The sequence below is a fragment of the Stenotrophomonas sp. STEN021 genome (genome assembly GCF_056760175.1).
On record NZ_JBRREH010000013.1, the window covers coordinates 1 to 24,448 of the forward strand.

Annotated in this window: 26 protein-coding genes; 9 read left to right on the forward strand and 17 right to left on the reverse strand. The window is 65.5% G+C overall.

Annotated elements, in window-relative coordinates:
• Positions 1-220: 220 nt before the first annotated feature.
• From ACVOL0_RS04245 to ACVOL0_RS04260, 4 genes are all read left to right on the forward strand, one after another.
• Complete coding sequence (locus ACVOL0_RS04245; protein WP_023093946.1) at positions 221-1,150, forward strand: MlaD family protein; 930 nt, start codon at positions 221-223, stop codon at positions 1,148-1,150.
• Positions 1,147-1,857 (forward strand): ABC-type transport auxiliary lipoprotein family protein, encoded by a 711-nt coding sequence (locus ACVOL0_RS04250; protein ID WP_023093945.1) that lies wholly within the window; start codon positions 1,147-1,149, stop codon positions 1,855-1,857. Before ACVOL0_RS04245 ends, ACVOL0_RS04250 begins: the two co-directional genes overlap by 4 nt.
• A 68-nt stretch (positions 1,858-1,925) precedes the next feature.
• Positions 1,926-2,264, forward strand: a complete 339-nt coding sequence (locus ACVOL0_RS04255; RefSeq protein WP_332880349.1) for an FAD-dependent oxidoreductase — start codon at positions 1,926-1,928, stop codon at positions 2,262-2,264.
• Positions 2,261-3,565 carry an NAD(P)/FAD-dependent oxidoreductase gene (locus ACVOL0_RS04260; protein WP_031687786.1) on the forward strand — a complete coding sequence of 435 codons (1,305 nt, stop codon included), beginning with the start codon at positions 2,261-2,263 and terminating at the stop codon, positions 3,563-3,565. The genes ACVOL0_RS04255 and ACVOL0_RS04260 overlap by 4 nt, the downstream gene beginning before the upstream one ends.
• Positions 3,566-3,763: 198 nt before the next feature.
• Here ACVOL0_RS04260 and ACVOL0_RS04265 read toward each other — a convergent pair whose 3' ends face one another.
• The 9 genes from ACVOL0_RS04265 to ACVOL0_RS04305 form a co-directional block, all read right to left on the reverse strand.
• Positions 3,764-5,758, reverse strand: coding sequence for a relaxase/mobilization nuclease domain-containing protein (locus tag ACVOL0_RS04265; protein ID WP_023093942.1), 1,995 nt, complete (start codon positions 5,756-5,758; stop codon positions 3,764-3,766).
• Positions 5,759-6,206: 448 nt separating this feature from the next.
• Positions 6,207-6,806, reverse strand: coding sequence for a S26 family signal peptidase (locus tag ACVOL0_RS04270; RefSeq protein ID WP_023093941.1), 600 nt, complete (start codon positions 6,804-6,806; stop codon positions 6,207-6,209).
• Positions 6,803-7,348, reverse strand: coding sequence for a DUF2840 domain-containing protein (locus ACVOL0_RS04275; RefSeq protein WP_023093940.1), 546 nt, complete (start codon positions 7,346-7,348; stop codon positions 6,803-6,805). Before ACVOL0_RS04275 ends, ACVOL0_RS04270 begins: the two co-directional genes overlap by 4 nt.
• Positions 7,345-7,629 (reverse strand): hypothetical protein, encoded by a 285-nt coding sequence (locus ACVOL0_RS04280; RefSeq protein WP_023093939.1) that lies wholly within the window; start codon positions 7,627-7,629, stop codon positions 7,345-7,347. Before ACVOL0_RS04280 ends, ACVOL0_RS04275 begins: the two co-directional genes overlap by 4 nt.
• Positions 7,626-8,264, reverse strand: coding sequence for a ParA family partition ATPase (gene parA / locus ACVOL0_RS04285; RefSeq protein ID WP_023093938.1), 639 nt, complete (start codon positions 8,262-8,264; stop codon positions 7,626-7,628). Before parA ends, ACVOL0_RS04280 begins: the two co-directional genes overlap by 4 nt.
• A 253-nt stretch (positions 8,265-8,517) precedes the next feature.
• Complete coding sequence (locus ACVOL0_RS04290; RefSeq protein WP_425529046.1) at positions 8,518-9,387, reverse strand: replication initiator protein A; 870 nt, start codon at positions 9,385-9,387, stop codon at positions 8,518-8,520.
• A gap of 14 nt (positions 9,388-9,401) precedes the next feature.
• Positions 9,402-9,686, reverse strand: coding sequence for a helix-turn-helix domain-containing protein (locus ACVOL0_RS04295; protein ID WP_023093936.1), 285 nt, complete (start codon positions 9,684-9,686; stop codon positions 9,402-9,404).
• Between the two features lie 111 nt (positions 9,687-9,797).
• Entirely contained in the window at positions 9,798-10,565 is a 768-nt protein-coding gene (locus tag ACVOL0_RS04300) for a DUF2285 domain-containing protein (protein WP_023093935.1), read from the reverse strand.
• A gap of 344 nt (positions 10,566-10,909) precedes the next feature.
• Positions 10,910-11,503: a DUF2958 domain-containing protein gene (locus ACVOL0_RS04305; protein ID WP_441084493.1), complete on the reverse strand. Its 594-nt coding sequence runs from the start codon at positions 11,501-11,503 to the stop codon at positions 10,910-10,912.
• Between the two features lie 36 nt (positions 11,504-11,539).
• Between ACVOL0_RS04305 and ACVOL0_RS04310 the strand changes: the two genes are divergently transcribed.
• On the forward strand, positions 11,540-11,872 hold the full coding sequence (locus tag ACVOL0_RS04310) for a helix-turn-helix domain-containing protein (RefSeq protein ID WP_220276632.1): 333 nt from the start codon (positions 11,540-11,542) through the stop codon (positions 11,870-11,872).
• Positions 11,873-12,175: 303 nt separating this feature from the next.
• On the opposite strand, the gene ACVOL0_RS04315 is transcribed toward ACVOL0_RS04310, so the two are convergent.
• Together ACVOL0_RS04315 and ACVOL0_RS04320 are read right to left on the reverse strand one after the other, a co-directional pair.
• Positions 12,176-12,490 (reverse strand): DUF736 domain-containing protein, encoded by a 315-nt coding sequence (locus tag ACVOL0_RS04315; protein ID WP_023093932.1) that lies wholly within the window; start codon positions 12,488-12,490, stop codon positions 12,176-12,178.
• Positions 12,491-13,203: 713 nt separating this feature from the next.
• A complete protein-coding gene (locus ACVOL0_RS04320; protein ID WP_204326338.1) occupies positions 13,204-13,641 on the reverse strand; it encodes a winged helix-turn-helix transcriptional regulator in 438 nt (145 codons plus the stop codon).
• A 38-nt stretch (positions 13,642-13,679) separates the two neighbouring features.
• Between ACVOL0_RS04320 and ACVOL0_RS04325 the strand changes: the two genes are divergently transcribed.
• On the forward strand, positions 13,680-14,087 hold the full coding sequence (locus ACVOL0_RS04325) for a YybH family protein (protein WP_023093931.1): 408 nt from the start codon (positions 13,680-13,682) through the stop codon (positions 14,085-14,087).
• Positions 14,088-14,183: 96 nt separating this feature from the next.
• Here ACVOL0_RS04325 and ACVOL0_RS04330 read toward each other — a convergent pair whose 3' ends face one another.
• From ACVOL0_RS04330 to ACVOL0_RS04340, 3 genes are all read right to left on the reverse strand, one after another.
• Positions 14,184-14,393 (reverse strand): hypothetical protein, encoded by a 210-nt coding sequence (locus tag ACVOL0_RS04330; protein WP_023093930.1) that lies wholly within the window; start codon positions 14,391-14,393, stop codon positions 14,184-14,186.
• Positions 14,394-14,452: 59 nt separating this feature from the next.
• On the reverse strand, positions 14,453-16,522 hold the full coding sequence (locus ACVOL0_RS04335; RefSeq protein ID WP_023093929.1) for a ParB/RepB/Spo0J family partition protein: 2,070 nt from the start codon (positions 16,520-16,522) through the stop codon (positions 14,453-14,455).
• Between the two features lie 79 nt (positions 16,523-16,601).
• Positions 16,602-17,432: a DUF932 domain-containing protein gene (locus tag ACVOL0_RS04340; protein ID WP_023093928.1), complete on the reverse strand. Its 831-nt coding sequence runs from the start codon at positions 17,430-17,432 to the stop codon at positions 16,602-16,604.
• Between the two features lie 652 nt (positions 17,433-18,084).
• Here ACVOL0_RS04340 and ACVOL0_RS04345 point away from each other — a divergent pair.
• From ACVOL0_RS04345 to ACVOL0_RS04355, 3 genes are read left to right on the forward strand one after another with little or no spacing between them, the layout of a single operon-like run.
• A complete protein-coding gene (locus ACVOL0_RS04345; RefSeq protein ID WP_023093927.1) occupies positions 18,085-19,584 on the forward strand; it encodes an MFS transporter in 1,500 nt (499 codons plus the stop codon).
• A 13-nt stretch (positions 19,585-19,597) separates the two neighbouring features.
• On the forward strand, positions 19,598-20,173 hold the full coding sequence (locus ACVOL0_RS04350) for a TetR/AcrR family transcriptional regulator (RefSeq protein ID WP_023093926.1): 576 nt from the start codon (positions 19,598-19,600) through the stop codon (positions 20,171-20,173).
• Positions 20,170-21,117: a cation diffusion facilitator family transporter gene (locus ACVOL0_RS04355; RefSeq protein ID WP_023093925.1), complete on the forward strand. Its 948-nt coding sequence runs from the start codon at positions 20,170-20,172 to the stop codon at positions 21,115-21,117. Before ACVOL0_RS04350 ends, ACVOL0_RS04355 begins: the two co-directional genes overlap by 4 nt.
• Before the next feature lie 176 nt (positions 21,118-21,293).
• Here ACVOL0_RS04355 and ACVOL0_RS04360 read toward each other — a convergent pair whose 3' ends face one another.
• The 3 genes from ACVOL0_RS04360 to ACVOL0_RS04370 form a co-directional block, all read right to left on the reverse strand.
• The gene (locus ACVOL0_RS04360) at positions 21,294-21,803 is read right to left on the reverse strand and encodes a JAB domain-containing protein (protein ID WP_023093924.1); all 510 of its coding nucleotides are present in this window, start codon (positions 21,801-21,803) and stop codon (positions 21,294-21,296) included.
• A gap of 333 nt (positions 21,804-22,136) precedes the next feature.
• Entirely contained in the window at positions 22,137-23,132 is a 996-nt protein-coding gene (locus ACVOL0_RS04365) for a PDDEXK nuclease domain-containing protein (RefSeq protein ID WP_481548052.1), read from the reverse strand.
• A gap of 65 nt (positions 23,133-23,197) precedes the next feature.
• Positions 23,198-24,397 (reverse strand): tyrosine-type recombinase/integrase, encoded by a 1,200-nt coding sequence (locus tag ACVOL0_RS04370; protein WP_023093922.1) that lies wholly within the window; start codon positions 24,395-24,397, stop codon positions 23,198-23,200.
• Positions 24,398-24,448: the final 51 nt, after the last annotated feature.

Below are 24,448 nucleotides of genomic sequence, written 5' to 3' on the forward strand. Positions count from 1 at the left end.
TGGTGCTTGTCAATCACTGCTGGGGGGGGGGGCCGCGCTCCCCCCCCCCCTGTACCCCGCCCTATTCCCCCGCCCCGCGCGGCCGCGCGGCGGCGCAGGCGCGCGCCGGATCCACGAGCGCGGCGCCGCCGTGATGCGCGGGTCCGCCTCCTTCCCCCGACCGCGGTCGCGCGCGCCTGCGCCGAACAGCCGCATGCCTATCAGAGAGGTGCACTGAATCATGGAGCCCCGTGCCCGCCACGTCGCCATCGGCGTCTTCGTCCTTTTCCTGGCCGCGCTCGGCTTCGGCGTCGCGCTGTGGCTTGGCGACGCCCGTTCCGACCGTGACTTCCACTACTACCGCGTCATGTTCGACGAGCCGGTGACCGGGCTCTCGATCGGCAGCCCGGTCCAGTACAGCGGCATCACCGTCGGTGAGGTCGCTGCTTTGTCACTGCTGCCCGAGGACCCGCGCCGGGCCATCGCCCGTGTGCGCATCGAGACCTCGATTCCGATTCGCCAGGACACCCGGGCCGAACTGGTGATCACCGGCATCACCGGCGCTGCGGTGATCGAGCTGAGCGACGGTGGTCCTGACGTGCCGCTGCTACCCAGGAAAGAGGGCGAGGAACCGCTGATCCTGGCGCCGCGCTCGGCTCTGGCTTCGCTGGTCTCCGGCGACGGCAACACCATGACCACGATCAACGGCATCTTGCTGCGCACGCATGAACTGTTCTCCGAAGAGAACGTGGCACTGGTGCATAAGACCTTGGTGAACCTCGAGGACACCACCGGCACGCTCGCCGGACAGCGCACCGAGCTGGCCGGGCTGGTCAAGAACCTGACCGAAGCGAGCCGGGAATCAACCGCGGCACTGCGCCAGGCCAATGCCGTGATCGACGATGCCCAAGCGATCCTCAACGAGGAGGGACGCCCCGCACTGGCCAGCACGCGTGAGGCCATGGCCTCGCTGGAGCGTAGTTCGGCGCGGATGGAAGCCCTATTGCAGCGCAATGCGGCCTCGCTGGATCAGGGCATGGCCGCTACCGGCCCGGCGATGAACGAACTGAGGCAGTCACTGGCCAGCCTCAACACCGTGCTGCGCCGTCTGGATCGCAACCCCGCCGGCTACCTGCTCGGCAGCGAGAACATCGAGGAAACCACCCCATGACCCATGCTTCCCGCAAGCTGCCCGCGACCTTCGCGGCGCTCCTGCTCGCCGCCACGCTGCCGGCCTGCAGCATCCTGCCCAAGCAGGCGCCAGCCGCCACCTACCAACTGCCGTTGCAGCACCCGGCACAGGCGCGCAGCGGCGTACATGGGCCGCGCGCCGATGGCCCCATACTGGTCATCCATTCCCCGGCGAGCAATCGGGTGCTCGATTCGGACCGGGTCATCATTGCCCAGCCCGATGGACGCCTTGCGGCCTGGCAGGGACTGCGCTGGGCCGATACCGCACCGGTCCTGCTGCGCGACCGCCTGGCCGAAGCCTTCATCCAGGATGGACGACTGACCGTGCACGTGGACAGTGCGGCGCCCGCCGCCGAACTGGACCTGCTCGGCGCGCTGCGGGCGTTTCAGGTCGAACAGCGCGGCACCGCGCCGGTGGTGGCGATCCGGCTCGACGCGCAACTGGCCGAGCGCGACCGTGCGGGCGCCGGCGTCAGCCGGCGCTTTGAGGTGGTGCATGCCGCCGCGAGCAAACGCGAGACCGACGTGATAGCTGCGTTCGGCGCCGCGTCGGATGCGTTGGCTGCCCAAGTCGTCGACTGGGTCCTGGAGCAGCCCACGGCATCCGCCACCGGTTCGGACGCGCGCGCGCGCCACGCCGACCTGCCATCCCCCGCTGCGGCCGAGTCGTCGCACTCGACTAGGTAAGCTGCCATGCCCAAGTCCGTCCACAGCTACTGGTCACCCGAGCCCATCGCCGTTACCCAATCGCCGAACTGCAGGAGCTCGGCTACGACTGCGCCTTGGTGTCGCCAGAGCAGGTCGCGGTGACGAGCGCCCAGACTTTCGGCGCGGCCCGGATCCTGCAGTGGATCGTTGATCCGGCCAAGTTCATCGTCTCACTGAAACAGCTGGCACTGCGCGCCGGTATCCGCATCCACGTGCGCAGCCAGGTCTCCGGCATCAACGAGGTTGGTGCGGGAGTGCGCGTCGATACCTTCGCCGGTAAGGTGACGGCCGCCAAGGCGATGCCGTGGGTCAGCGCCTTGCCGCCGTCACATTCACAAGCCTGCCAGGTTCCGCCTGCAGCCTTTCTGCTTGGGGTTCTATCATGACTGATCAGCGGCAAAGACATCGCCTAGTGATCGTTGGAGGGGGCGTGGCGGGGCTGGAGATTGCCAGCGCATTGGCCCGCCGATGGCGACGTCCGGGAACGCCCACAGTCACACTGGTCGATCGGGATTCGGCCCACGTCTGGAAGCCTATGCTGCACATGATCGCGGCAGGTACGCGCGATGTTTCGCAGCAGCAAACACCCTACTTGGCGCAGGCGCGCGATACCGGATTCGTCTACCAGCCTGGCGAGCTGTGCGGCCTGAATCGGGAACGGCGAGAACTGCAGATCGCCGCAGTCTACGCTGACGACGGGCGACTTCTGATTCCCGGCCGCATAGTTGGATATGACACTCTGATTATTGCCATCGGCAGTCAAGCGAACGACTTCAGGACGCGTGGTGCCGCAAACCACTGTTACCGGATCGACTCGCGCGAGCAGGCCGATGCATTCAACCGGGAGATTCGACTTCGTGTCCTGCAGTGCGTGGCGCAGGATGCCCAACTCTCAATCGGGATAGTTGGCGGCGGCGCCACAGGCGTGGAGTTGGCTGCCGAATTGGTGCAACTGGCCGAATCAGCGGCGGCGTATGGCGCCCACGACCTGATGTCGCGCATGTCAGTTGCTTTAATCGAGAGCGGACCGCGATTACTGGCCGCCTTTCCCAAAGACATCTCTGAAGCTACCCGAGCGCGTTTGGAGCAATTGGGTGTCCGTGTGTACACCGACACACGGGTCAGCGCAGTGGATGCCGATGCCTTCCTGTTTAGCGACGGCACTCGGCGGGAGGCATCCCTAAAGATCTGGGCGGCCGGGGTCAAGGCTGCGAACTTGCTGTCGAATCTAGCGGGGCTGGAAGCGAATGCTATCAACCAGTTACTGGTACGGCCCTCGCTGCAGACGACGCAGGACCCGCGGATCTACGCCGTGGGCGATTGCGCGAGCCTTACTTTGTCGGGCAACCAGCGCTCCTTGCCGCCGACAGCACAGGTTGCACATCAGCAGGCGCAATACCTCATCCGCCAACTTCCGCGCGTGATCGAGCGAGGCTTGACGCCCCCTGACTTCGTGCACCGCGACCTTGGATCCCTGGTGTCACTAGGCGAGTACGACGCATTTGCGTCGCTGGGCAAGTTCGGCCTGCTCAAGGGGACAACGCTACGCGGAAGGCTGGCGCAGGCCAGCCATGTGCTGCTCTATCGTAGCCACCAGGCACGCCTGCACGGGATCATTCGCGGTAGTCTCTTGTGGCTGGTTGATCAGCTCAACGCACGTTTACGTGGATCGATACGACTTGATTGAGCGATTGGAAGGAATTGGTGAGTTGGATATCCAGATAGTCGACACTGAGACCACTGCGTTCGTATGCATGAGCACGAGAGCACCGAGCGTCAGGACACCTTCCACATGCTCTGGTCATCCAGCAAGCATATGGCGCCGAAACTATGAGCACTCATAGACTTCATGACGACGGAGATTTTAAAGGACTAGTACCTGGAACTAGCCCAACGATGGCCCCTTTGGCCGACCGACTTCCCACGATGCCCCGATACCGTGCATCGTCGCTGCGAGTTGCTGCCCCCGCCGCTGTTCGATCACAGGCCGCCACGGCACCAGGCTGAACCCCATGCCATCATCGAGCATCGCATAGCGCCCGCTGGCAAGCATGACGGAGCGCCGGTAGATGCCTGCAACGCGCTGCCCGTCCGTGGCGGGCCGATGCGCCAGGCCGGTTTCGGCGGCAATGTCCTTGGCGGCCTGCGCCAGTTCCCGATTGCGCAGCGTGCCCAGCAGGTTGCGCGCCAGGATCACTCGCTGCCCGCGCCGCTCCGCCAGCCCCTGTTCTTCAAGGAAGTCGGCGCGCTGTTGCAGGGTGTTCTTGACCTCGCCACCAAAGCCCAAGTCGCCCAGCCCCTTGCCGCCGCCGATCAACTGCTGGTCGAGCCAGGTGGCTCCGATCACGCGCGCCTGCAGCTCGATGGACAGGTGCGATTTCAGCTCCACGGCGACGCCGCCCAGCCGTTGCGCGTCGTACTGGCGGCCACGCTCGGTCAGGTCGTCCGGCACCTTCCATAACCCCTCGGCCACGCGCTCCACGATGCCGGCCCGGCGCAGGGCTTCCAGCCGGCGGACGTGGGCCGCGACGACTTGCTGCGGGTCGCGGTCGGGCTTGGCCCGGCCCTGCTCGATCGCCAGGTGATGATCGGTGCGGTACAGGCCATCGCTCGCCAGCGCGGCGATGTTCTTGTCGGCCGCCCGTACCTCCGCGGAACCACGCACCTCCACCACCGATCCGGTTGGATAGTTCGCCAGCTCGTCGCCGGCGTTCAACGCGACGTAGTGGGCCTTGCCGTCCACCCCGTCGATGACCAGATAGCCGCGGTCGTGCAGCTCGTCGGCCAGCCCCTTGCCGGCCACGCGGCCGACGATGGTGCGGCCGTCGTCGCCCGGCTCGAACACCGCCAGTTCGCGCGGCTGGCCGCTCATGGCGCGCTGCATGGTGCGGATGATGTCGCCACGCTCGCCCAGGGCACGCAAGGTCTTCTCCGCGTCCGCATGGACGGCCCAGGTGCCGGGCTGCACCTCGTCGGCCAGGCCCAGGCGCTGCAAGCGTTGGAGTCGGCCGATCAGCAGCAGCCGCTGGCGTTGCAGCCGGGGTTCATTGAAGCGTTCGATCTGCACCCGGCCATCCACGCCGGCCTCACGCTGCAATGTGCGGTCGAGGCTCGTCCACCGCTCCTGTTTCACCTCGCGTCCCAAGGTCTGCTGGATCTCCAGTTCGGTGCGCTGCCCCAGCCATTCGGTCGCCAGTTCGGCGGCCCGATGGCGGAAGCCGTGGGCGATGTAGTCGCCGGCGATGATGAGGTCTTTGCCGGTGTCGTCGCGTCCGCGCACGATCAGGTGTGCGTGCGGGTTGTCGGTGTTCCAGTGATCCACCGCCACCCAATCCAGCCGCGTGCCAAGGTCGGCTTCCATCCGGTTCACCAGATGCCGGGTGTAGGTGCGCAGGTCGTCCAGCTCGGCGCCGTCCTCCGGGGAGACGATGAAGCGGAAATGGTGCCGGTCGTCGGCGGCCCGCTCCTTGAAGGCATCGAGGTCGGCTTCGTCGGTCTGCGGCCCGTAGGCCCGGCCCGGTTCGCCATCGCGGCCGGCGCCGTCGCGCTCAATGTAGCGCAGGTGCCTGGCGAGCGACTGCGGGCTGGCGTTGCGCTGGTTGACCAGCAGGGTCTTGATGGTCACGCGCCGCGACATGGGCGTCAGCTTCGCCCCGGCGAAGCGCGCCGCCGTGTGGCCGCGCCCAAGCCGTGAACCGGGGCGCTGACCGGCGCGTGCGCCGCTGCCGCCGGCTGCGGAATGGCGCATCGAGGACTTGCCGCTGCTGGCCTTGCCTGCCTGCTTGAGCACCTTGGAAACGAAGCTCTGGCCCTGACCCTTGCCCCGGTTCTTCGGGGCGCTGGGGCGTACCCGGAAATCGTCGTCGCGGCGGTCGCTCATGGCCGCGCATCCTGCAAGCTCTGGCGTGTCCTGTCGTGCGAAGCACGCGGACATGCCTGCATTGGCGCGACCTTCGCGCCCCACGCGGCACGGCGGCGAAGCCGCTCCGTGCCGCGCCACCCCCATGTGCAGACAGGCTTTCGACGCGGCCTAGTGCCGCGTCCTTTTGTCTTGCCTTCCGCCTTTGCCTTCCGCTGTCGCTCCAGGCACCGGCGGCCCGGCGGTGCTGCTGCGTGAGCAGCCAGCGCGCCGGCGAACGCGGCGATGGCCGCAGGCCGGGCGCGTTCGAGGCAAGACGCCTGCACGTTGGCCGGCTGCGCCGGCGACAGCGCGAAGTGCGGCGCGGATGCGCTCGCACTGCATGCGCGACGACATGCGGAAAGCCACGGGATCGACACGCCCGATGGCACGAGAAGATGCACGGCCACGTGCAGCGAGTCGGCGGCCATCATGGGCGTGTCTCCAGCCAGATCGGGCGCGCAACGCCGATCACGGCGGATGCGCTGACCGGGCCGAAGTAGCGGCTGTCGAACGATGCCGGATTCGTCACGCTCAACAAGAACAGTTCGCCCGGTTCAAGGCGGCGGCAAAGCTGCAAGGACGGCAGCGCCCGGCCCAGCCGGTCGGCAGGCAGCACGGCGGCGACCGGCACGCCGTCGATGCGTACCTGACCGGCGACGATGCAGACGTGTTGCGGCGCGACCGCGCCCACACGTTTGAGCAGCGGCACGCGGGTCGGCAGATAGCCGCGCTGTGCTGCCAGCATGGCGGCCCTGGTCGGCAGCGGCACCAGCACGATGCTGTCCACGGACAACGGACGTGGCAGCGAGGCGGTGCACGGGTCGAACGGCTCGATGCGATACCAGCCGACCGCCACGCTGTCGGACGGGTTGTAGGTCAGGCGCGGCAGCGGCGACACGAAAGCCGCCCAGGCCAGCGCAGCGAAGCCGAGGGCGGCCAGTGTCACCACGACGATGCGAGCGCGCAGGCGCGAGCGAGGACGCGGCGCCACGTCGGGCGCGTTGGGTGTGGTGGTCGGGGCGGTCATGGCAGCACCTTCCCGGCCAGCCAAGCAGCGTGCCGCTCGGCGGTGTATTCGGGCAGCGGCGAACGCGCTGCAAGACGGTTGCCCAGCGTGCGCCAGTACGCGGGCGACACGTCGATGACGGCGATGCCCTGCGCCTCGATGCCGTCGATGCGTTCCAGCACGGCGCGCACGTTGGCGTCGCCTTCGGTGTGCAGCAACAGGCGCGCGCCCGGCTGCACGCCGGGGATGCGCTGCGCCGCGTCCAGTGGCGTGCAAGCCTGCATCACCATGAGCTGCCAGCGGATCGTGCCGTAGTCGTTGGCCTGCCAGCGGATGCGGCAGAGCATCGCGCCCGGCAGGAACACCGCGCAGCGCCGCCAGTCGTCCAGGCGCAGCGTGCGTGCCGGTTCACCGAAGCGCAGGTAGAGCTTGAAACGGGCCTCGATGTAGGCCAGCGCCACGCGCGTCAGCGGCGCGCTGGCGGGTTGGCCGGAAGGCACGATAAATGATGGCTGTGGCGTAGCCGTGGCCGCGCCAGCGGCAGGCGAAGCGGATGCAGTCATGGTGTGTTCTCCCTGTGGTTCTCGGGAAACTCCCGCTCCAGCAGGCCGCGCAGCAGGTCGGCCACAGTCACGCCTCGCGTGAAGGCCGACACCTTGATGCGCGCCCGCAGCGCGGGCGTAATGTCGAGGGTCAGGCGCGCGGTGTAGAGGTCGCCTTTGCCCAGCGCATCGGCGTCGCCCTGGCGAATCCACGCCTCGGCGTGCGGATTCGCGGGCGGACGTGCGCCGATGCCGACGCGCTTGCCCATGCGTTTGCGGTTGGGTGGCTGCTGCGCTGTCATGGCGTCCACCGCAGCAGTTCGTCCACCAGGGCCGTGATTTCGCGGGCGGCGGCGCTGTTAGGTGCTGTCTCGCGTGCGAGCCGGCCAGCGGCCACGCTGTCGGCGAACACGATGCGCTGATGCACTTCCGAGCGCAGCGCAGGCAGCGGCTGTTCTGCCAGCGATTGCCGCGCCTCACGGCCGATGATGGTGGTGCTGACGCGCCGGTTGATGACGAAGGCTGCGCGGAGCAGCGGCCGGAACACCTGCGCCTCGCGGATGAGCGCCACCATCTCTGCGCTGGCCCACACGTCATAGGGGCTGGGCTGCACCGGGATCAGCACACGCTCGGCCGCCAGCAGCGCGGAGCGCGCCAAGGCGGCGATCCTGGGTGGCCCATCAATAACGACGTGATCGGCCCGCCTGGCGAGTTCTGGCGCTTCCTGATGCAGCGTTTCACGGGCCAGGCCCACGGCGCTGAACAGCCGTGGCAAGCCTTGCTGGCTTCTGCGCTGCGTCCAGTCCAGCGAGGAACCCTGCGGGTCGGCATCGAGCAGGACGACATGCTGGCCGCGCAGCGCCAGTTCGCCCGCGATGTGCGTGGCGAGCGTGGTCTTGCCGACACCGCCTTTCTGGTTGAGCAGAGCGAGGATCATGGCGCGGCCCTCCGTGTTGGAAAGCCGGTCTTTCGCTTCTGCGTGTGGTGCCGTTGGGTGGTTGTCCACCGAAACGGCGCGCTTCTACTAAAAGTTATGTATTTACTGTTAGGGAAGTTAAGGGGCGCGAAAACCCAATGCTGGCGCGGCTTTGCGGCCGATTTTGTTGCCTGATAGCACGAGGATTTGTTGCCTGATAGCACGAGCCTCCTGTTGCCTGATAGCACGAGTGAATTAACAGGTTTTCCCAGACTTATCCCCGTGCCGTGGGCGGCACGGGCCGAAAGGTCAGCAGTTCGGTTTTCTCGCCGGGCATGCGCTCGATGCCCAGGACGTAGCCGGGCAACGACTGCCGCGCCACCAGGGTGCGCAAGTCGGCGGCGAAGTCGTAGAAGCGCGCCACGCTGCCGGACTTGCGGTACAGGTGCTGGAAATCGAATTGCCAGCCGTGCTCCTGCCGGCCGCCATGCTTGCGCACCAGCCGGTACAGCCAGCGTTCGATGCCGCCCGTGAGCCGGAAGTACGTCGGGTCGATGGTCAGTACCAGGGCGGCGTCCACCACGCCCGCGTAGAACCAGTCCGGCAGGATCAGTTCGATGCCCAGCGGCGTGCCGCTGGCATCGGCCAGCTCGCGCCATTCGTTCACCCACGAAAAGCGATGCAGGCGCCGTCCGGTCGTCTCGCGGATGGACGTGGCCACCGTTGTCGATTGCAGGCGATCCAGGGCCGCTTTCAGGCGCTGGTAGTCGCGCAGCGACGTGCCGCGCCCGATGAAACGCAGGATCTCGTAGGGGCGCACCTGCATCAGCCGCGAGGTCGGAATGCCCGCATCGCGGGCTTCCACGATCTGCGAGGCGGCCCAGATCAGGATGTCGGCATCCCAGATTGTGGCAATGCCGTGCTCCTGCGTACCCTCCACTCGGATGGTGATGCCACCGGCGCGGAAGTCGATCGGCGCCGTGCGGCGCGACTTCGCCAGCGAGAAGAACGGAAAGGCCATCAAGTCCTGGCTGTCGCGCGGCGCCATGTCGCCCGGCAGCGCGCGGAACAGGTCGAGCTGTTCGCGCTGCTGCACTGGTCGCTGCCGCAGGGGCAGCGATGGGCTGGACATGGCGATGGCCACCGGCGAGCCAGAAATCAGCGGCCATCACGGTAGTCGCCCGCATGCCGCTCGGCATATTCCGGGTCGGAAGTCGCCTCGTAGCTGCGCTGGTCGGCCCAGGCATCGAGGTCGGACACGGCGTACATGACGCGGCGGCCGAACTTGCGGAACTTCGGCCCGCCGCCGATCACGCGCTGTTTCTCCAGCGTGCGTGGCGACAGGCGCAGGTATTCGGCGGCTTCGTCGTTGGTCAGGTAGCGTTGGGGCTGCGCAGGCGCAGCGGCAGCAGCGGCGGCAGGCCGCAAGGGAGCGGGTCGCATGGGATGTACCTCCATCAAGCCCGGCCACACCACGCGGCCGGATAGAGGCACTTTCAAGAAAGCGAGGCTGCTTGCTAAGGGACGATCTGCGGGGGACGCGAAACGTCCCCCCTACTGCAACGGCGGCGGAAGCTGTGCCAGGCGGCGATAGCCGCCGCGCATCAGCGCCTCGCCACGACGTACCAGCCGCCGCACGCGGGCACGCAAGGCGCTGTCCTTGTGCCAGTCGGCGGCGACCGCATCCACGCCGAACAACCCTTCGGCGATTTCGCGCAAGGACGCGCCCGCCTGGGTCGCATCGAGCGCCTGCAAGGTGTGCAGTTCCAGCACCGCGGCCGGCGTGGGCCGGGAACGGGCCGCCGCCGCAGGCACGCCAACCGTGGCTGCGGCCAGAGCGTCCAGCTCGGCCGTGAGCGTGCGATAGCGCGCGCAGGGCTTGGCGCAGGCGCGGGTGGCATAGAGGTAGGCCATGCCGTCTTCCAGACCCGGCCCGAGCGCGAGCCGCAGGCAGCAGCCGGGCCAGTGTGACACCAGCACCAGGCGCTTGCCGTCGTGGATCAGTTGCTTGCGGCCCGGTACGCGCCAGAACTCGAAGGCATGGGCCGCAGGTGGTGGGTCGGCATCCGGGTAGAGCTGCACCACGGCATCGTGATCGGGGAACCAGATCGGATGCGCGTCGCGCGCATCCAGGGCTGGGTCTTCCAGCAGGCGCAGGCCCCAAGTCTGCGGCGCGTCCCGCCGTCGGTGGCGGCGCAGCCAGTCGCGGCGATAGTCGGGATTCCTGCGCAGGTATTCCCAGGCCAGCGCGGGGCCATCAAGGTGCAGAACGTAGAGATAGGCCGCTGTGGGATACCAGTGTTCGGCGCTGCGATCAGTCATGGCGAGACCTCCCTGTGCTTGGGGTTCGTCGCCACGGATTCCGCCGCACGATAGCTATCGAATTGCCATCAGGTCGTCATCAAGAAGGGCTAAGCTGTAGTTTTGGGTGTCAAGACCGTTTGGCTCCGGCGTGTTGCGGAAATCGTCTGAATGCGACGGCTGCGCAACCCCAAAAATGGTGCGCCGCATCAGATACCGTGCCGGAGCCCACGCAAAAGATCATGACTGTTTGCATCAGGCTGGCACCGCTTCAGTGCATCAATACGGATTAAGACCTGCACGGTCTTGGCAATGACTGAAATAGTCACAATGCTCCCCGGCTGGCCGGTCCGCGCTGGGGTTCATCAGTCACTGATCGAACCATCCTCCTGCGACAGCCGGACATACTCCGACAGCGGACGCACCGCTAGGAAATACCGATCCCGTCGCACTGGTAATCCGCGCGGCCCCACGATGCCGGCCAGGTCGGATAGCTTGACCGTCCCGAGCGCAGGCATCCCGATACCGAGGTCGATCAGGCCGTAGGCCGTATCGGTATCCGCAGGGTCGAGAGACACCAGCAGCCAGGTCGCGTGCGCGTCCGGGGTGAACAGACGTACCACCGGCAGTGGATCGAATCGCTGAACAGCGGCTAGCGCCTGGCCGTGGGTCAGCAGCCGCGCGCGTTCATCAGCGGTGACAAGCGGCAGGGTCATGGGCAGCCTCCTCACGAAACCGAGGATGCGCGGATGCGCTTTGGTGCCGAAGCGCAGAACCGCCGAAACGCATCCGTGCATCCGTGTGGAAGCACGAATGCGCAAACCATCGCATCCGTAGAAGAACAGAAGCGCCGAGGCGGAATTGTCGGAAGCCGGAAAGACACGGATGCGATTCCCCGGTTCTGTCGGAAACCGTAGAGGCGGATTTCCGTAAAAGCACGAAAGCGGCCTTTCAGCCATGAATGAACACTATAGATTGTAGCCCTATAGGGCGCAATGGGCTGTCATCTTGGTTTTTATGGGGGAACCAGGTTGGTGGCAGCGAAACACTCATTGGCGACGGCAATACGGACAGTCAGGAAGGCGCGAGGCTTGAGCCAGGAAGCGTTCTCCGACGTGTCCAGCCGCACCTATATGAGTACGCTGGAGCGCGACCTGAAAAACCCGACCCTGCACAAGCTGACCGAGCTGTGCGAGGTCATGGAAGTGCATCCGCTGACGTTGCTGACGCTGGCCTATGCCGGCGACGACACGCACAAGGCCGACGAGCTGCTGGCGCGGGTGCGCCAGGAGTTCGAGGCCGTGCTGAAAGAGCGCGACGCGCCCTAGCGCGTCTGAATGCCCGCAAGCGGAGCGCGCAGCGCCGCCAGGCGCGAAGGCGTGAGGGATTGAAGCCGAATGGACATGACGCCATTGGCGGCATGGGGCGCAGCCCGAAAGCCCGGCGGCGCAATGCGCCGACACGCCATATTGTTCCTGCCGCCACGGGCTTCGAGCCATCCGACCATCGCCGATGCGATGCAAGCCCCAGGACATGCGGGGCATAAAGCAACCGGCGAAACCCTGTGCGTGCGGTGCTGAGATCAGCAGCACCGCGCCCCGCCGCAAAGGGCGGGACGCGGTGGGCGGTCGTCAGGCCGCCTTGGGCTTGCTGCGCGACCAGATCAGGTCGTGCGTGCCGTTCTCGCCTTCGATCAGGCGGGCATAGACCGTCGCCGGGAATGAAGGATCGTCGATGGCCACCGACAGGTAATCCCGCCCAGCCTCGCTGGTTTTCTTCCACGCCGCGCCGAAGTCGTGGCCGGCAGCTTGCAGGCGGAAGTCCGGGGCGCTTTCGTTCTCGCCCTTGTCGTTGGGAACGAGCTTGACCTTGACGTTGAGGGTCAGGGTGCGAAGCGTGCCGGTGAAGCCGTCTTTCTCTGCGGTGAAGGTGCCGATGTTAGCCATGGTGATTTCTCCTTTCGGGTTGAACAAGGTCGCGCCAGTGCGTCCTTGTTGTGATCCGTCCGGTGGGGGATGGGCTGGCCGCACCGCGCAGCGGTCGCAACACCGTGGAGAGCCTGGAAGCGAAAAGAATTTGTCCCGCGAGGAATGCGCACAGCGCAGGGGAAATTGTTTTCGCTGGAAGGTTGCGGCCATGAAGCCCAGCCACCGCCAGGATTCAAAACAACACAAGGACGTACTGGCCGCCCGCTCCCGAATAGAGACATGGCCGACTCGGCATCCCCGCGTGACGGCTTCACCTGCCTGCGCCCTGACACGGGCAAGGACAATGCCAAGCGACAAGGTGAAAGCGCCCCTCTCGCTGCTTGCGGCCCTTTGCGTGAGGCGTGGTGTGGAAGCTCCATTGCAAGGCCGGGCGGTGTGTCGGTGAACCGTCCTTCATGACGTACAGGCGACGAACCGCCAGCGTCGAGGACGGCACGCTTTTGCACAACCTGCCGCAGCAAGCCGGGGCGTAGGCCCGCACAAGTCCCGCCCTTTGCGGCGGGGCGCTGCCTTCCACGCAAGCGGAGCGCGCAGCGCCATAGGCGCGAAGGCGTGAGGGATTGAAGCCGAATGGCCGTGACGGCGAAGTCGGCACGGGGCGCAGCCCGCAAAGCCCGACGGCGCACCGCGCCGACACGCCCATCAGCGAGATGCGAAGGCTTCCCTGCGCGTCAGGGAAGTGCTGGTTCTGCCGGTGGCCAGCCGCTGCCAGCGACCGCGCCTTGATCGAACTGACAAGACCAAATCTCCAACTGATCGAGAATATGCAGCAACGCCTTCCCCGAGTGCGTCAGGCCATAGGCCACTTCTCTTGGGAACACCGGCATGGTGCAACGCTCAAGCAAGCCCCGGCCTTCCAACCCCTGCAAGCGTTCGGACAACACCTTGGGCGATACGCCGGGAAGAGCGGCCGCAAGTTCGCTGTGCCGCCTCTTGCCCTCTTGCAGATGCCATAGCACAAGGGCATTCCAGCGATGACCGAGAAAGGCCAGCAAGTCCTCCACCGGACATTCCGATGGCCGGCGCGGCGTGGGCGGCTCCAGTGTGTGTTCGCTCATTGGGCGTGTTCCGTTCTGTTCTTTCCGTTTGGTGAGTTCAATCCACTCCATCCATCATCGCCCGCTTCGACATCAATGGAAACGCCATCATGACATTCGACGTCACATCGCCCGAGCGCATGAACGCCACGTTCGCCAACGCATTCAACAGCCGCAACGTAGGCAATCTGCTCGCACTGTACGAGCCGGGGGCCGTATTGCGCACCAATGGGGGCAACACGAATCTGACGGGCCTTGAAGCTATTGAGGGTGCGTTGACGCAACTTCTCCAAGTGCCGGGCCGGATGGCTTCGCACAACAATTTCTGCATCCTTCATGGCGATCTGGCCCTGCTTCGCGCGGACTGGGAGCTGACCGCCGACGATGGCGCTGTGGTCGCATCGGGAAGTTCTGCCGAACTGGTGCGTATGCAGCCGGATGGTCGTTGGCTCTATGTCATAGACCATGCCGTTGGCGCGGGCCTTCCACGCACTCCGGCTGCGGGTGGAGCGAAGTAGCGGCAGGCTTTGAACACTGGGCGCGGCCACCGCCGCGCCCGGATTTGCATTTTACCGCGCCCAGGACGGCACGGCCTGGGCGCGGTGCTGATCGGGTTACTCCTTCGTCTCGACAATCCACCACACGGCACACGGCAAGGCGCGGCCTGTGATGGGGTGAATGTCTGTCAGGTCGGCGCGGGCCGTCCAGCCGTGAGGCGGACGGTAGCCGCGCACGTCGCCATCGCCATGCCAGCGGCGGGCGCGTACCGTGCCGGGGGCATAGGTTGCGCCCATGCGTGGGCGGCTCGTATGGGTGTGGGTCATGGTCGGCATCCTCGACGTGAAGCGCCCCGGTCGGAACCGGGGCGCTTATCGGGACAGGGTCACGCAGCCAATGCCTCGGCCGGTTCATCGGTCATGGCGGCGGTGTCCGTGGTGTCGGGTTCCGCATCCGTCGCCACGTCCTGCGCCGCCTGCTGCTCCGGGGCTTCGGCGGCGAAGATGGCGAGCATCCAGCCGGTGCCGTCCGCCAGCCGCTCGGCTTCGCTGGCAATGTCGGCCTTCTTCAACTTCGCCAGCCGGGTGACGTGCGCCGGGGCGTACTGCTCTATGGCTTCCAGAATCGCGGCCTTCGGCACATGCCGGAAATAACCCTCATTGGTGGGCTTCCACCATGCGGCCATGTCCAGCCCCACGGCCTGCGCCAGTTCCGCGCCCGGTTGCTGCTGCGTGGCGCGGGGTGTCACCACGTCCACCGTGACGGCCACGCATACCGCCAGCAGCCGCACCAGTTCATCTTGCGACTTCGCCAGCAGCACGGCGAACAGTTCGGCACTGTCCTCCGGCAAGGCTTCGCCTGCCACCTGCTGCAACTCGCGCAGCGCCACAGCAGCGGGCGAATCCGGTATGTCCGGGGCCAAGCCTTCCAGCCGGTCTTTCACGGTCAGGCGCACGCCCAGCGGCAGGTCGTGGCCGTAGTGGCTTCCCTGCAGGACGGTCTGCACCATGCCATGCACCAGTGCGGCCAGCGCCACTTGCGGATGCCGGGCGACTTCGACTTGCAGCGCGACGGTGCGGTGGGCGCTCAACCGCTGCGCCAGCTTGTCGGACATGGCTGCAGTCTTGGGCTGCGCGTCGCTGTCTCCGTCCTCGCCTTCATCGTCGTTCTCGGCTTCCGTGCCGCCGAAACCCTGCCGCAGCCTTTCCAGCGTGCGCAGCGCCTTGGCTTCGGCCTCGCGCATCAGCCCGCGATGAATCACGGCCTGCCCGTTGCGGTCGATGGTGACGATGGCACCGGCTGCGGCCTTCACGGTCGGGCTGTAGTCCTGCAAGCCATCTTCCAGCGCCTGCAATTGCTCGCCCACGGCTTCGCCTTCTTCCTGCAAGGCGTCGGCCTTTTCCTCGTCGTCGGCGTCCAGCGCGTCATCCACGGCTGCGGCCAGTTCCTGCATCTTGGATTGCAGCTTCTCGATGCGCTGCGCTTCGCGCTTGGTCGGTTCGCGCCGTTCCCTCGGCGCACGCTGGAAAGCGTGCAGGTCAGCATGGGTCACGGCGGGCGTGGCATCCACCCACGCCCAGCCTTCGGCCTTCACCTCGGCGGCGATGCCCGCCAGCCGGTCTTGTGCCAGCCGTTCCAGCAGCGCGGCATCGGTCAGATACACGCCCGCGTCACCTTCGGCGAACAGGTCACGGCGCACGCCACCGCCTGCGGCTTCGTAGGTGTCCAGCCCGACGAAGCGCACCAGCGGATGCCGGTAGGCGTCAATCTCGCGCTCGGTGAGGCGGTCGCGCAGCGCGGACGGCTGGCGCTGCCACGTCGGCGCGTCGTAGAAGGCGGTTTCCTGCGCGGCGTGGTCGTCGGTGATGGCAAGGGCCATCAACTGGTCAAGGTTCACGGCATCGGCCCGATAGTCGGCCATCAGGCGCGGCGAGACATTGGCGAGTTTCAGGCGGCGTTGCACCACCAGCGGCGTGACGGAAAAATCCGCTGCAATGTCCTCGATGGGTCGGCCTTCGGCCACCAGCGCGGCAAACGCCTCGAACTGGTCTGCCGGGTGCATCGCTTCGCGCTGCACGTTCTCGGTGAGGCTCGCGGTTCGGGCCGTACCATCGGCCACCAGCAGGCAAGGCACCTCCCATTCCTTGCTGATGCGGTGCTTCTTCGCCAGCAGCTTGAGGGCTGCGAGGCGACGGCCACCGGCCACGACTTCGTAATGCTCGCCATCGGCGGCGGCAATCACGATCAGGTTTTGCAGCAGGCCCACGCGCTGGATGGATGCGGCCAGTTCGGGGATGGACATGCGCGGGGTCTTGCGCACGTTGCGGCCCGTGGGGCGCAACACCAGCCGCGACAGCGGAACCAGTATCAGGTTCTTGGTCGGGTCGGCGGCTTCCAGCGGGACAGCGGCGGCGGCATTGACGGCGCGGGCTTCGGTGTAGGTGACGGCGTTCATGGTGATAACTCCTAACGGTTCAGGGATGCAGCAGCGAGGGATGCGGCAAGGGCTGCTGCCTGCCCTGCCGCGTGGGGAATCAGGCTTTCAACTGGCGCAGGCCATCGGCCAGCATCCAGAGGGCGCGATTGAGGCGCACATCGGAATCAATGCCCTGCACGGGGCGGGTCTGCTGGCGGCGTCCGTTGGCGCTGCGGCCATGCAATCCGCCTTTGGTCAGGTTTTCTTGCGTGCGGTTGAACACGCTCCACAAGTCCGGGCGGCGGTCGTCGAACCGGCGCGGCATCAGGATTTGCGATTCGGTGATGGGCGCGGGCTTGTTGTCGGTGGGGTCGTACTTGAGGGCCAGCGCGGCGCGGGCGAATACTTCGGCCTCGCCTTCGTCCAGCGTGATCGCGCGCATGGCATCGCGGGAATCCTTCACCCGGTCGAAGCCGCGCAAGACTTCGTAAGCGCCTTCGATGACATGCCCGGAAACGTCGCCCTTGTGGGGTACGCGCACATCGGCCACGGTGTCGCCACACACCAGCCCATTGCTGCACACGAACCGGAACATGCCTGCGAGCATTTGATAGCTGCTCGTGCCATCGTGCGAGTTCAACAACACGATTTCATTGGCCTCCGCGCCGTTGATCTGGCTGGCGTGGCGCAGGCGCAGCATGTGTTTCGTATGCTCGCGCTTGCCTTCATCGCGCACGCGGGTTTGCGTCACCATGAAGGGCTGGAACCCTTCTTTGCGAAGCTCGGCCAGCACGGCGGCGGTGGGGATATAGGCGTACCGCTGCGAACGGCTTTCATGCGGCGCGTCCGCGAAGATGGACGGCGCTACCCGGTGAATCTGGTCATCGGTCAGCGGGTAGTCGCTGCGCAGCGAGGGGGAACGGGAAGCGAAACGGGATGCGAGTTGCATGGTCTTTCTCCTGACAAAAAGGGTTTGCTGTTCAAGCCGCACACCGGATTCCTAGATTCGGAGCCCAGCCTTTCGGCTGTTCTGTGCGGTTGGCACGAGGAACCCGGTTGGCCCTGTTGCCACCGTCTTTCCTGAGTTCATCGCCCGCGGCCAAAGGAGCGCGCGGACGGGGGCCGTCAAGGAGACAAGCGCAGGGTTGGTGCGGCCCGCAGGCGCAGCCGAGGACACGGCCCTGCGCGCCTTGACGGCACACGGGAGCGGGCTACGGTCGCGGAGAAGGTGATGAAGTCAGGGGAGACGGCTGGACATGGCAACGGCCGCCTCGATGTGCCGAACCGCACGCAAGCGAAGCGCGCAGGCCCGAAGCTGGAAGCCGGGCCGAAGGCGTCAGCCGAGCGGAGCGAGGGAACGATGGAAGCCCGTCAGGGGCGAAACCCCGAAGGGGGTTCGATGCGCAGCACGACAGCGCGACCGGCCATGCTTAATGGCCAGAGACGCTAATGAAGCGGTAGTTTGAATTCTTGTTTTTCACAATAACTATACAAGTCATCCTGTATAGTTATAATTCCTATACTCTCCGCCAATGCACCTGCGGGAGCCCTGCCGCATCAGTTCGCGGCCGCTTGTAACCAGCCCAGGAGCCTGCTTGCCTATGATTCCCTCCAAATCCCAGCGCTGGTCCCTGCTGGTAACCGTCGCCGCCGGCCTTCTCCTGGTGACCTTGGACAACTCGGTGCTTTACACGGCGCTGCCAACGCTGACCCACGAGCTGCACGCCAGCGCCACGCAAGGGCTATGGATCATTAACGCCTATCCGCTGGTTATGGCAGGCCTGCTGCTAGGCACGGGCACGCTTGGCGACCGCATCGGCCATCGGCGCATGTTCCTGTTCGGCCTGGTGATTTTTGGCGTTGCATCCCTGGCCGCAGCGTTTTCACCGACTGCTTCGCTGCTGATCGCCGCACGGGCATTCCTTGCGGTGGGTGCGGCGGCCATGATGCCGGCAACCCTGGCGCTGATCCGCATCACCTTCGACAACGAGCGCGAACGCAATATCGCCATCGCCGTATGGGGCAGTCTGTCGGTAGTGGGCGCTGCGCTCGGCCCGATCATCGGAGGCCTGCTGCTGTCGCATTTCTGGTGGGGTTCGGTGTTCCTGCTCAACGTGCCGGTGGTCGTGCTGGCCTTCATCGGCACCCTGGCGTTCGCGCCCAAAGGAACGGTAGAGAGCGACAAACCCTGGGATCTGTGGTCCTCGATCCTGGCTCTGTTGACCCTGTCCGGCCTCGTCGTCGCCATCAAGGAAGTCGCGCACGCCGGACCCTCGTGGCCGTTGGCAGGCGCTGCGCTGGCAGTCGCCGCCGCAGGCGGTTGGCTATTTGTCCGGCGGCAGGCGCGTCTGCGCTCGCCGCTGCTTGATTTCAAGATCTTCCGCAAGCCTGCTTTCAGCGCGGGTGTGCTGGCTGCCGCGTTCGCGATGTTCACCATCGGCGGCATGCAGCTGGTGACCACCCAACGCTTCCAACTGGTCGCTGGCTTCACGCCGCTGCAGGCCGGTTTGCTGGTCTCGGCAGTGGCGATAGGATCGCTGCCTACGGCCTTGCTGGGCGGGGCTTTCCTTCACCGGCTGGGATTGCGGGTTCTCATCGCCGGCGGACTGGCGGCGGGTGCCATTGGCGCACTCGCCACCACAGCCGGCCTTCACCTGGGCCTGGGGTGGCTGGTAGCCGGGATGGTTCTCAATGGCGCAGGCCTTGGCGCTGTGATGGCAGTGGCCTCCAGCGCCATCGTCGGCAACGTGCCTCCGGCCCAAGCGGGCATGGCATCGTCGGTCGAGGAAGTCTCATACGAATTCGGCAGTCTCATCGCCGTGGCCCTGTTGGGAAGCCTGCTGGGGGCGCTTTACTCGATGGGCGTGAGCTTGCCGCCTGACGTCCCCGATGCCGCACGTGCAGGGATTGCCCAGGCGCTGGAGATCGCTCAAGCCAGCGAGCCTGTGAATACCGCGCTGGTCGAGTCCGCATCATCCGCCTTCGATCGAGGCTATCTGGTGGTGTTGTGGGTCATCGCAGGCGTGCAGGCTTTGGGTGCGCTGGTGACTGCCTGGTTGCTACGGCACCACGGGCCGGGCACTGCCACGGCCACCCATTGAAGGAGCGGTGCTCATGCGCCCCAGCAATCGCAGCAAGATCCTCGACGCCGCCATCCGTGTGGTGCATCGCGATGGCGTCACCGGGATTACCTTCGAGTCGGTGGCCGCCGAGGCCGGGCTGACGCGCGGCGGTATGCTCTACCACTTCCCATCCCGCGATGCCTTGCTTTTGGGCATTCACGAACACCTGGCGAACCAGTGGGAGGCACTGCTGGAAAAAGTCGCGGGCAAACCGGCTCATGAGGCCAGCGCGGAAGAGCGCTTCGCGGCCTATGTGCAGGCTTGCGCCCAAGGCAAATCCACCCGAGTCGAACTGCAGCTCATGCTGGAGGGCGCTACCCAGACTGCCCTGGCCGCGCCTTGGTCGGCGGTGCTGTCGCGCTGGATTCCCGCTACCCCGGCACAAGAGGATGTCGTCGCTGCGCTGTGGGTGGTGCGCCTGGCGGCCGACGGCCTGTGGGTTCACCAATCGTTCTCCAACAAAGCGCTGCCCGCGAGCTTGCGCAAACGTATCGGTCGTATGCTTCTGGACATGATTCCAAGGTCTGAGAAGAGCACTCAGGTGTCCAAAGAGGACGCGGACCAATGAAGCGCGTGGACATTGAACCAGGGGCGCAGGCGATGACCCCAGTGGACATTGAACTCAAGGTGCTGCGCCTACCGATCTACACCGGCGCGGTGGTGTCCCTGCTCGCCCTGATCGCAGTGCCGTTCACGGGTTCACAGGCCATCTTGCTTGATGGCTTCTTCAACCTCGTGTACCTCATCACCGGCATCTTCACGTACCGGGTCGGCCGGCTGTTGCGACTCGGCGCCAGTCGACGCTTTCCATTTGGCTACGCGCCGCTGGAACCTCTGGTCAACCTCATCAAGAGCCTGCTGATCGCCGGTGTCTCGATGCTCTCGATTTGGTACGCCGTATCCAGCCTTCTCACGGGCGGAACCGACATTCGCTTCGGGGTCGCGCTGCTCTATGCCTTCGTGTCTGCGGCCGTCACTATTGGTATGGCAGTCTATGTTTGGTTGCGCTACCGTCATCTGCAAAGCCCACTGGTCCAAGGCGACCTGGCTGCGCGTGTCATCGACGCACTGACCGCGTTCGGTGCGTTGCTGGCCTTCGTGATTGCATACCTGTTGCAGGCTTACGGCTACACACAAGCTGCACGTTATGTCGATCCGATTCTGTCGCTTGCCCTGGTCGCCATGACCGTCGGTATTCCCTGGTCGCTGGGTAAGGGGGCCTTGGCCGAACTGCTGTACATGGCACCGCCACCCAGCAAGACGGAGCCGATCGAGGCCACGATCCGGCAGGCCTTGAAAGCTGTGCCCCTGGTTGCGCTGGACATTCGCACCGTACGCATCGGTCGCTCCTGGGAAGTCATGATCCATGCCCAGCTCGGCCCGGATACCGAGATGAACACGCACGCGGCGGATGAGTGTCGCCAGCGCGTGGAGGCCGCGCTGGCTGGCGGGCATGATCAGGTTCGCCCGGTGCTGGTGTTCTCGCACCATGCACCTGAGCCGCTGAGATAGCGCGGGTTCGGTCGCTTCAGGAGTAGGGCTGCTGGATTGTTGGGGCGGCTGCGCTGCCGACTGCGCGTGGCGCTTTGGCAAAGGGGAATTGAGCACAGTCCAGCCTCTAAAGGCCATGCCAACTCCCATCGCCACATCATGCGGGTGAGCAAAAAAAGGGGCCGAAGCCCCTTTTGTCAGATCAGCCCGCGCTCGGCAAACGATGTGGCGTCGGTGCCTGCGACGATGATGTGATCCAGAACGCGCACGTCCACCAGGCCTAATGCCTCCTTCAGCCTCTGGGTCAGTGTCCTGTCGGCACCGCTCGGCTCGGGACTACCGCTCGGGTGGTTGTGCGAAACAATGACCGCCGCCGCGTTGAGCCGCAGCGCCTCCTTGGCCAGCTCGCGCGGATACACCGATGCGCCGTCGATGGTGCCTCGGAACATTTCAGCGTATTCGATCAGCCGATGCTGCGTGTCCATGAACAGCACCGCGAACACTTCATGCTCGAAGCCGGCCAGCTTGGCGCACAGATACTCCTTGACCGCCGCCGGTGAAGTGAACGAAGTACCGCGCTGCATCTTGCGCTCGATGGCGTGGCGCGCGGCCTCCAGAATCTGCTCTGCAGTCGCTAGCAGGTAGCGGCCCTGTGCGTCACGCACCATCAGCGGGGAATCGAACGATGAAAAGGACAGTTGCGACATGATCGTGCTCCGGTTGCTCGGGCGGAATTGCCCGGAACCGTGGAAGCACGGCGCAGCGCAAGCAGTCAGGGGTCGAAAGACGGCCGCCAGGACGCAAGGGCCATCGGCCCGAAGCCCTTGACGGCGAGAACGCCGTGGTACGGTGAAAGGGACAGCAAGACCGCCTACACCCGCCCAATGCACACACTCGCCTTTTTGCAAGCGGAGCGCGCAGGCCCGCCAGGGTCGAAGGCGTCAGGGGTCAAAGCCGGATGGCCGCACTACGGCACGAAGCGCGGGGTGCAGCCCGCGAACCCGACGGCAGCACGCCGGGACGCATGGTTGCTGCTTGGCCTACTCTGTGTCCTGCTTGCGCTGCTCGATCTGCAACCGCGCCCGCTCGGTCGCCTGCTGCAACTTCTCGCCCAGTACCGCGCGTGGCGGCAAGCTGGTCAGGTACTCGGCAACGTGGATGCCCGACTTATCCAGTTCCAGCAACTCGATCTGCTCGCGCTTCTTGCCGGTGCAAAGGATGATCCCCAGCGGCGAGGCTTCTTCCGGCTCCCTCTCGTGCTTGTCCAGCCAGCGCAAGTAAAGCTCCATCTGCCCTTTGTACGCCGCCTTGAACTCGCCTATCTTCAATTCGACGGCCACCAGGCGACGCAGTTTGCGGTTGTAGAAAAGCAGGTCAAGGTGAAAATCATCGTCGTCAACCGGGATGCGCTTCTGCCGGGCGACAAAGGAAAAGCCCGCGCCCAGTTCCAGCAGGAAGGCTTCCATTTCGCGGATGATCGCGGCTTCCAAGTCGCCTTCCTGCCAGGTATCGCGCAATCCCAGGAAGTCGAGGATGTACGGGTCGCGCATGACCAGTGCCGGCGTCATGCGCTGTGCCTCGCGCAGGGCCGCCAGCTCCTGTGCGATGGTTTCCTCCGGCTTTTGGGACAGCGCCGTGCGCTCGTACAGCATCGAGTCGATGCGCTCGCGCAGCGTCCGCACGCTCCAGCGTTCGGCGCTCGCCATCTGCGCGTAGTAGTCCCGCTGGAGCGGGTCTTTCAGCGGAATCAGGGCTATGAAGTGCGTCCAGCTCAATTGTCGTATCAGCGATACGACAATTCGCTCGTCCGGGTAAGCGGCGGCGAACTGCACCATCCGGCGCAGATTTTTGACCGAGAAACTGGTGCCATACTCCTTTACCAGTTGCGCTGCCAAGGTCAGCACGACTTCCTCGCCGTAGTCGGCCCGCCGACCTTCCAAGACCTGCGTATGGATGCGCTGGCCGATGCGCCAGTAGAGCATCGACAGTTCGCTATTCACCGCCGAAGCGGCGCGCTTGCGCGCGGCGTCGATCAATGTCCGAATATCGCCCAGCAGCGCCGTCGGCGCTGTGGGTGCTGCAATGGAGGCTCTGCGTCTGGTCATACCCGTACCTCCGCCGTGTTCCGCGTGCCGGTAATCGCCAATCGCCGGTTCGCCACCAGTTCGGCCGCATCCCGCACCGGCTTGTCTTCGGTATGAACATAGTGCATAAACATCGCCACGGTCTTGTGGCCTGTGAGCTTCATGCCCACCTTGGTTGGTACGCCTGAGTTGGCAATGTCGGTCGTCGCTCGGTGGCGGATGCCATGCGTGCCGACATGCGGCACGCCAGCGACCTTGAGCACGCGCTTCCAGCCGCCATAGTGCTCACCGTGGGTCAGGTGCCGAGTCGGATCGTTTGGCGATGGCAGGACGTAGGGGCAGCCATCCCGGCGCGGTGCGGTGGATAGCAACCGATAGGCTTCTTCACTCATGGGCTTGGATATGCCGCCGGTCTTGCTATCGGGCCACACCACGCGGCGCTTCTCCAGATCAACCCACGCCCATTCGAGCGGGCAGATTTCGGAGCGGCGGGCGGCGAACTCGAATTGCAGGCGGATTGCCAGCGGGATGACGTAGTTTTCCAGTCCTTCCGCCTCCAGCTTCTCCAACTGGCGAAAGATCCGCACCAGTTCATCGTCCACGATAAGCCGGGTTTCCTTGCCGGGTGGGTACATCGGGACGTGGCGGCATGGATTCGTGCCGTCCGGGCGTAGTCCCCACACTTCGGCCAAGTTGAACATCTTGCGCAACACGCCGAAGGTGCGGTTTGCCTCGGCCTGCTTGTAGGCCAGCTTCTTCATCAGAGCGGCCACATCCGGGCGCTTCACGTCCTGCACTTTCATCCGCCCCATGATCGGGATGATGCAACGGTCGATGACGCCCTGATAGCCGCGCTGCGTGCTGGCCTTGTTGCGCTGCTTGGAATAGTCCTCCATGAAGGTGTGGCAAAACTCCTTCATGGTCGGCGCCTTGCGGGCAGCGTTCTTGGCCGCGCTGGGGTCGCCGCCCTTGCGTACCTCAGCCAACCACTCCTGCGCCATCGTGCGCGCCTGATCGACGGTCAGTTCCCCGTACTGGCCTAGGGCGGGCTTGCGGCGCTCACCGGCGTTCGTGCGGTACTGGAGCATGAACACCTTGCGGCCCGCCGGGGTGATCTTGCAAAGGAAGCCCGGCACCACGGTGTCCCGCAGTTCGACGGCCTTGGCCTGGGGTTGTGCCGCATCGACTGCGGACTTGGTGAGCTTGATTTTTGCCATGATGACTCCTCGGAAAGCCCGGATTCCAAGAGCTGCATGGGAGCCACGCGA

Excerpts from the sequence above, each read along its gene's own strand:
- ACVOL0_RS04260 (WP_031687786.1), top strand. The coding sequence starts at position 2,261 with ATGACTGATCAGCGGCAAAGACATCGCCTAGTGATCGTTGGAGGGGGC.
- ACVOL0_RS04300 (WP_023093935.1), bottom strand. The coding sequence starts at position 10,565 with ATGACTGATCGCAGCGCCGAACACTGGTATCCCACAGCGGCCTATCTC.
- ACVOL0_RS04340 (WP_023093928.1), bottom strand. The coding sequence starts at position 17,432 with ATGCAACTCGCATCCCGTTTCGCTTCCCGTTCCCCCTCGCTGCGCAGC.
- ACVOL0_RS04245 (WP_023093946.1), top strand. The coding sequence starts at position 221 with ATGGAGCCCCGTGCCCGCCACGTCGCCATCGGCGTCTTCGTCCTTTTC.
- ACVOL0_RS04265 (WP_023093942.1), bottom strand. The coding sequence starts at position 5,758 with ATGAGCGACCGCCGCGACGACGATTTCCGGGTACGCCCCAGCGCCCCG.
- parA (WP_023093938.1), bottom strand. The coding sequence starts at position 8,264 with ATGATCCTCGCTCTGCTCAACCAGAAAGGCGGTGTCGGCAAGACCACG.
- ACVOL0_RS04295 (WP_023093936.1), bottom strand. The coding sequence starts at position 9,686 with ATGCGACCCGCTCCCTTGCGGCCTGCCGCCGCTGCTGCCGCTGCGCCT.
- ACVOL0_RS04315 (WP_023093932.1), bottom strand. The coding sequence starts at position 12,490 with ATGGCTAACATCGGCACCTTCACCGCAGAGAAAGACGGCTTCACCGGC.
- ACVOL0_RS04345 (WP_023093927.1), top strand. The coding sequence starts at position 18,085 with ATGATTCCCTCCAAATCCCAGCGCTGGTCCCTGCTGGTAACCGTCGCC.
- ACVOL0_RS04305 (WP_441084493.1), bottom strand. The coding sequence starts at position 11,503 with ATGGCTGAAAGGCCGCTTTCGTGCTTTTACGGAAATCCGCCTCTACGG.
- ACVOL0_RS04250 (WP_023093945.1), top strand. The coding sequence starts at position 1,147 with ATGACCCATGCTTCCCGCAAGCTGCCCGCGACCTTCGCGGCGCTCCTG.
- ACVOL0_RS04360 (WP_023093924.1), bottom strand. The coding sequence starts at position 21,803 with ATGTCGCAACTGTCCTTTTCATCGTTCGATTCCCCGCTGATGGTGCGT.
- ACVOL0_RS04350 (WP_023093926.1), top strand. The coding sequence starts at position 19,598 with ATGCGCCCCAGCAATCGCAGCAAGATCCTCGACGCCGCCATCCGTGTG.
- ACVOL0_RS04370 (WP_023093922.1), bottom strand. The coding sequence starts at position 24,397 with ATGGCAAAAATCAAGCTCACCAAGTCCGCAGTCGATGCGGCACAACCC.
- ACVOL0_RS04270 (WP_023093941.1), bottom strand. The coding sequence starts at position 6,806 with ATGACCGCCCCGACCACCACACCCAACGCGCCCGACGTGGCGCCGCGT.
- ACVOL0_RS04330 (WP_023093930.1), bottom strand. The coding sequence starts at position 14,393 with ATGACCCACACCCATACGAGCCGCCCACGCATGGGCGCAACCTATGCC.
- ACVOL0_RS04325 (WP_023093931.1), top strand. The coding sequence starts at position 13,680 with ATGACATTCGACGTCACATCGCCCGAGCGCATGAACGCCACGTTCGCC.
- ACVOL0_RS04320 (WP_204326338.1), bottom strand. The coding sequence starts at position 13,641 with ATGGAGTGGATTGAACTCACCAAACGGAAAGAACAGAACGGAACACGC.
- ACVOL0_RS04335 (WP_023093929.1), bottom strand. The coding sequence starts at position 16,522 with ATGAACGCCGTCACCTACACCGAAGCCCGCGCCGTCAATGCCGCCGCC.
- ACVOL0_RS04275 (WP_023093940.1), bottom strand. The coding sequence starts at position 7,348 with ATGACTGCATCCGCTTCGCCTGCCGCTGGCGCGGCCACGGCTACGCCA.
- ACVOL0_RS04280 (WP_023093939.1), bottom strand. The coding sequence starts at position 7,629 with ATGACAGCGCAGCAGCCACCCAACCGCAAACGCATGGGCAAGCGCGTC.
- ACVOL0_RS04310 (WP_220276632.1), top strand. The coding sequence starts at position 11,540 with ATGGGCTGTCATCTTGGTTTTTATGGGGGAACCAGGTTGGTGGCAGCG.
- ACVOL0_RS04355 (WP_023093925.1), top strand. The coding sequence starts at position 20,170 with ATGAAGCGCGTGGACATTGAACCAGGGGCGCAGGCGATGACCCCAGTG.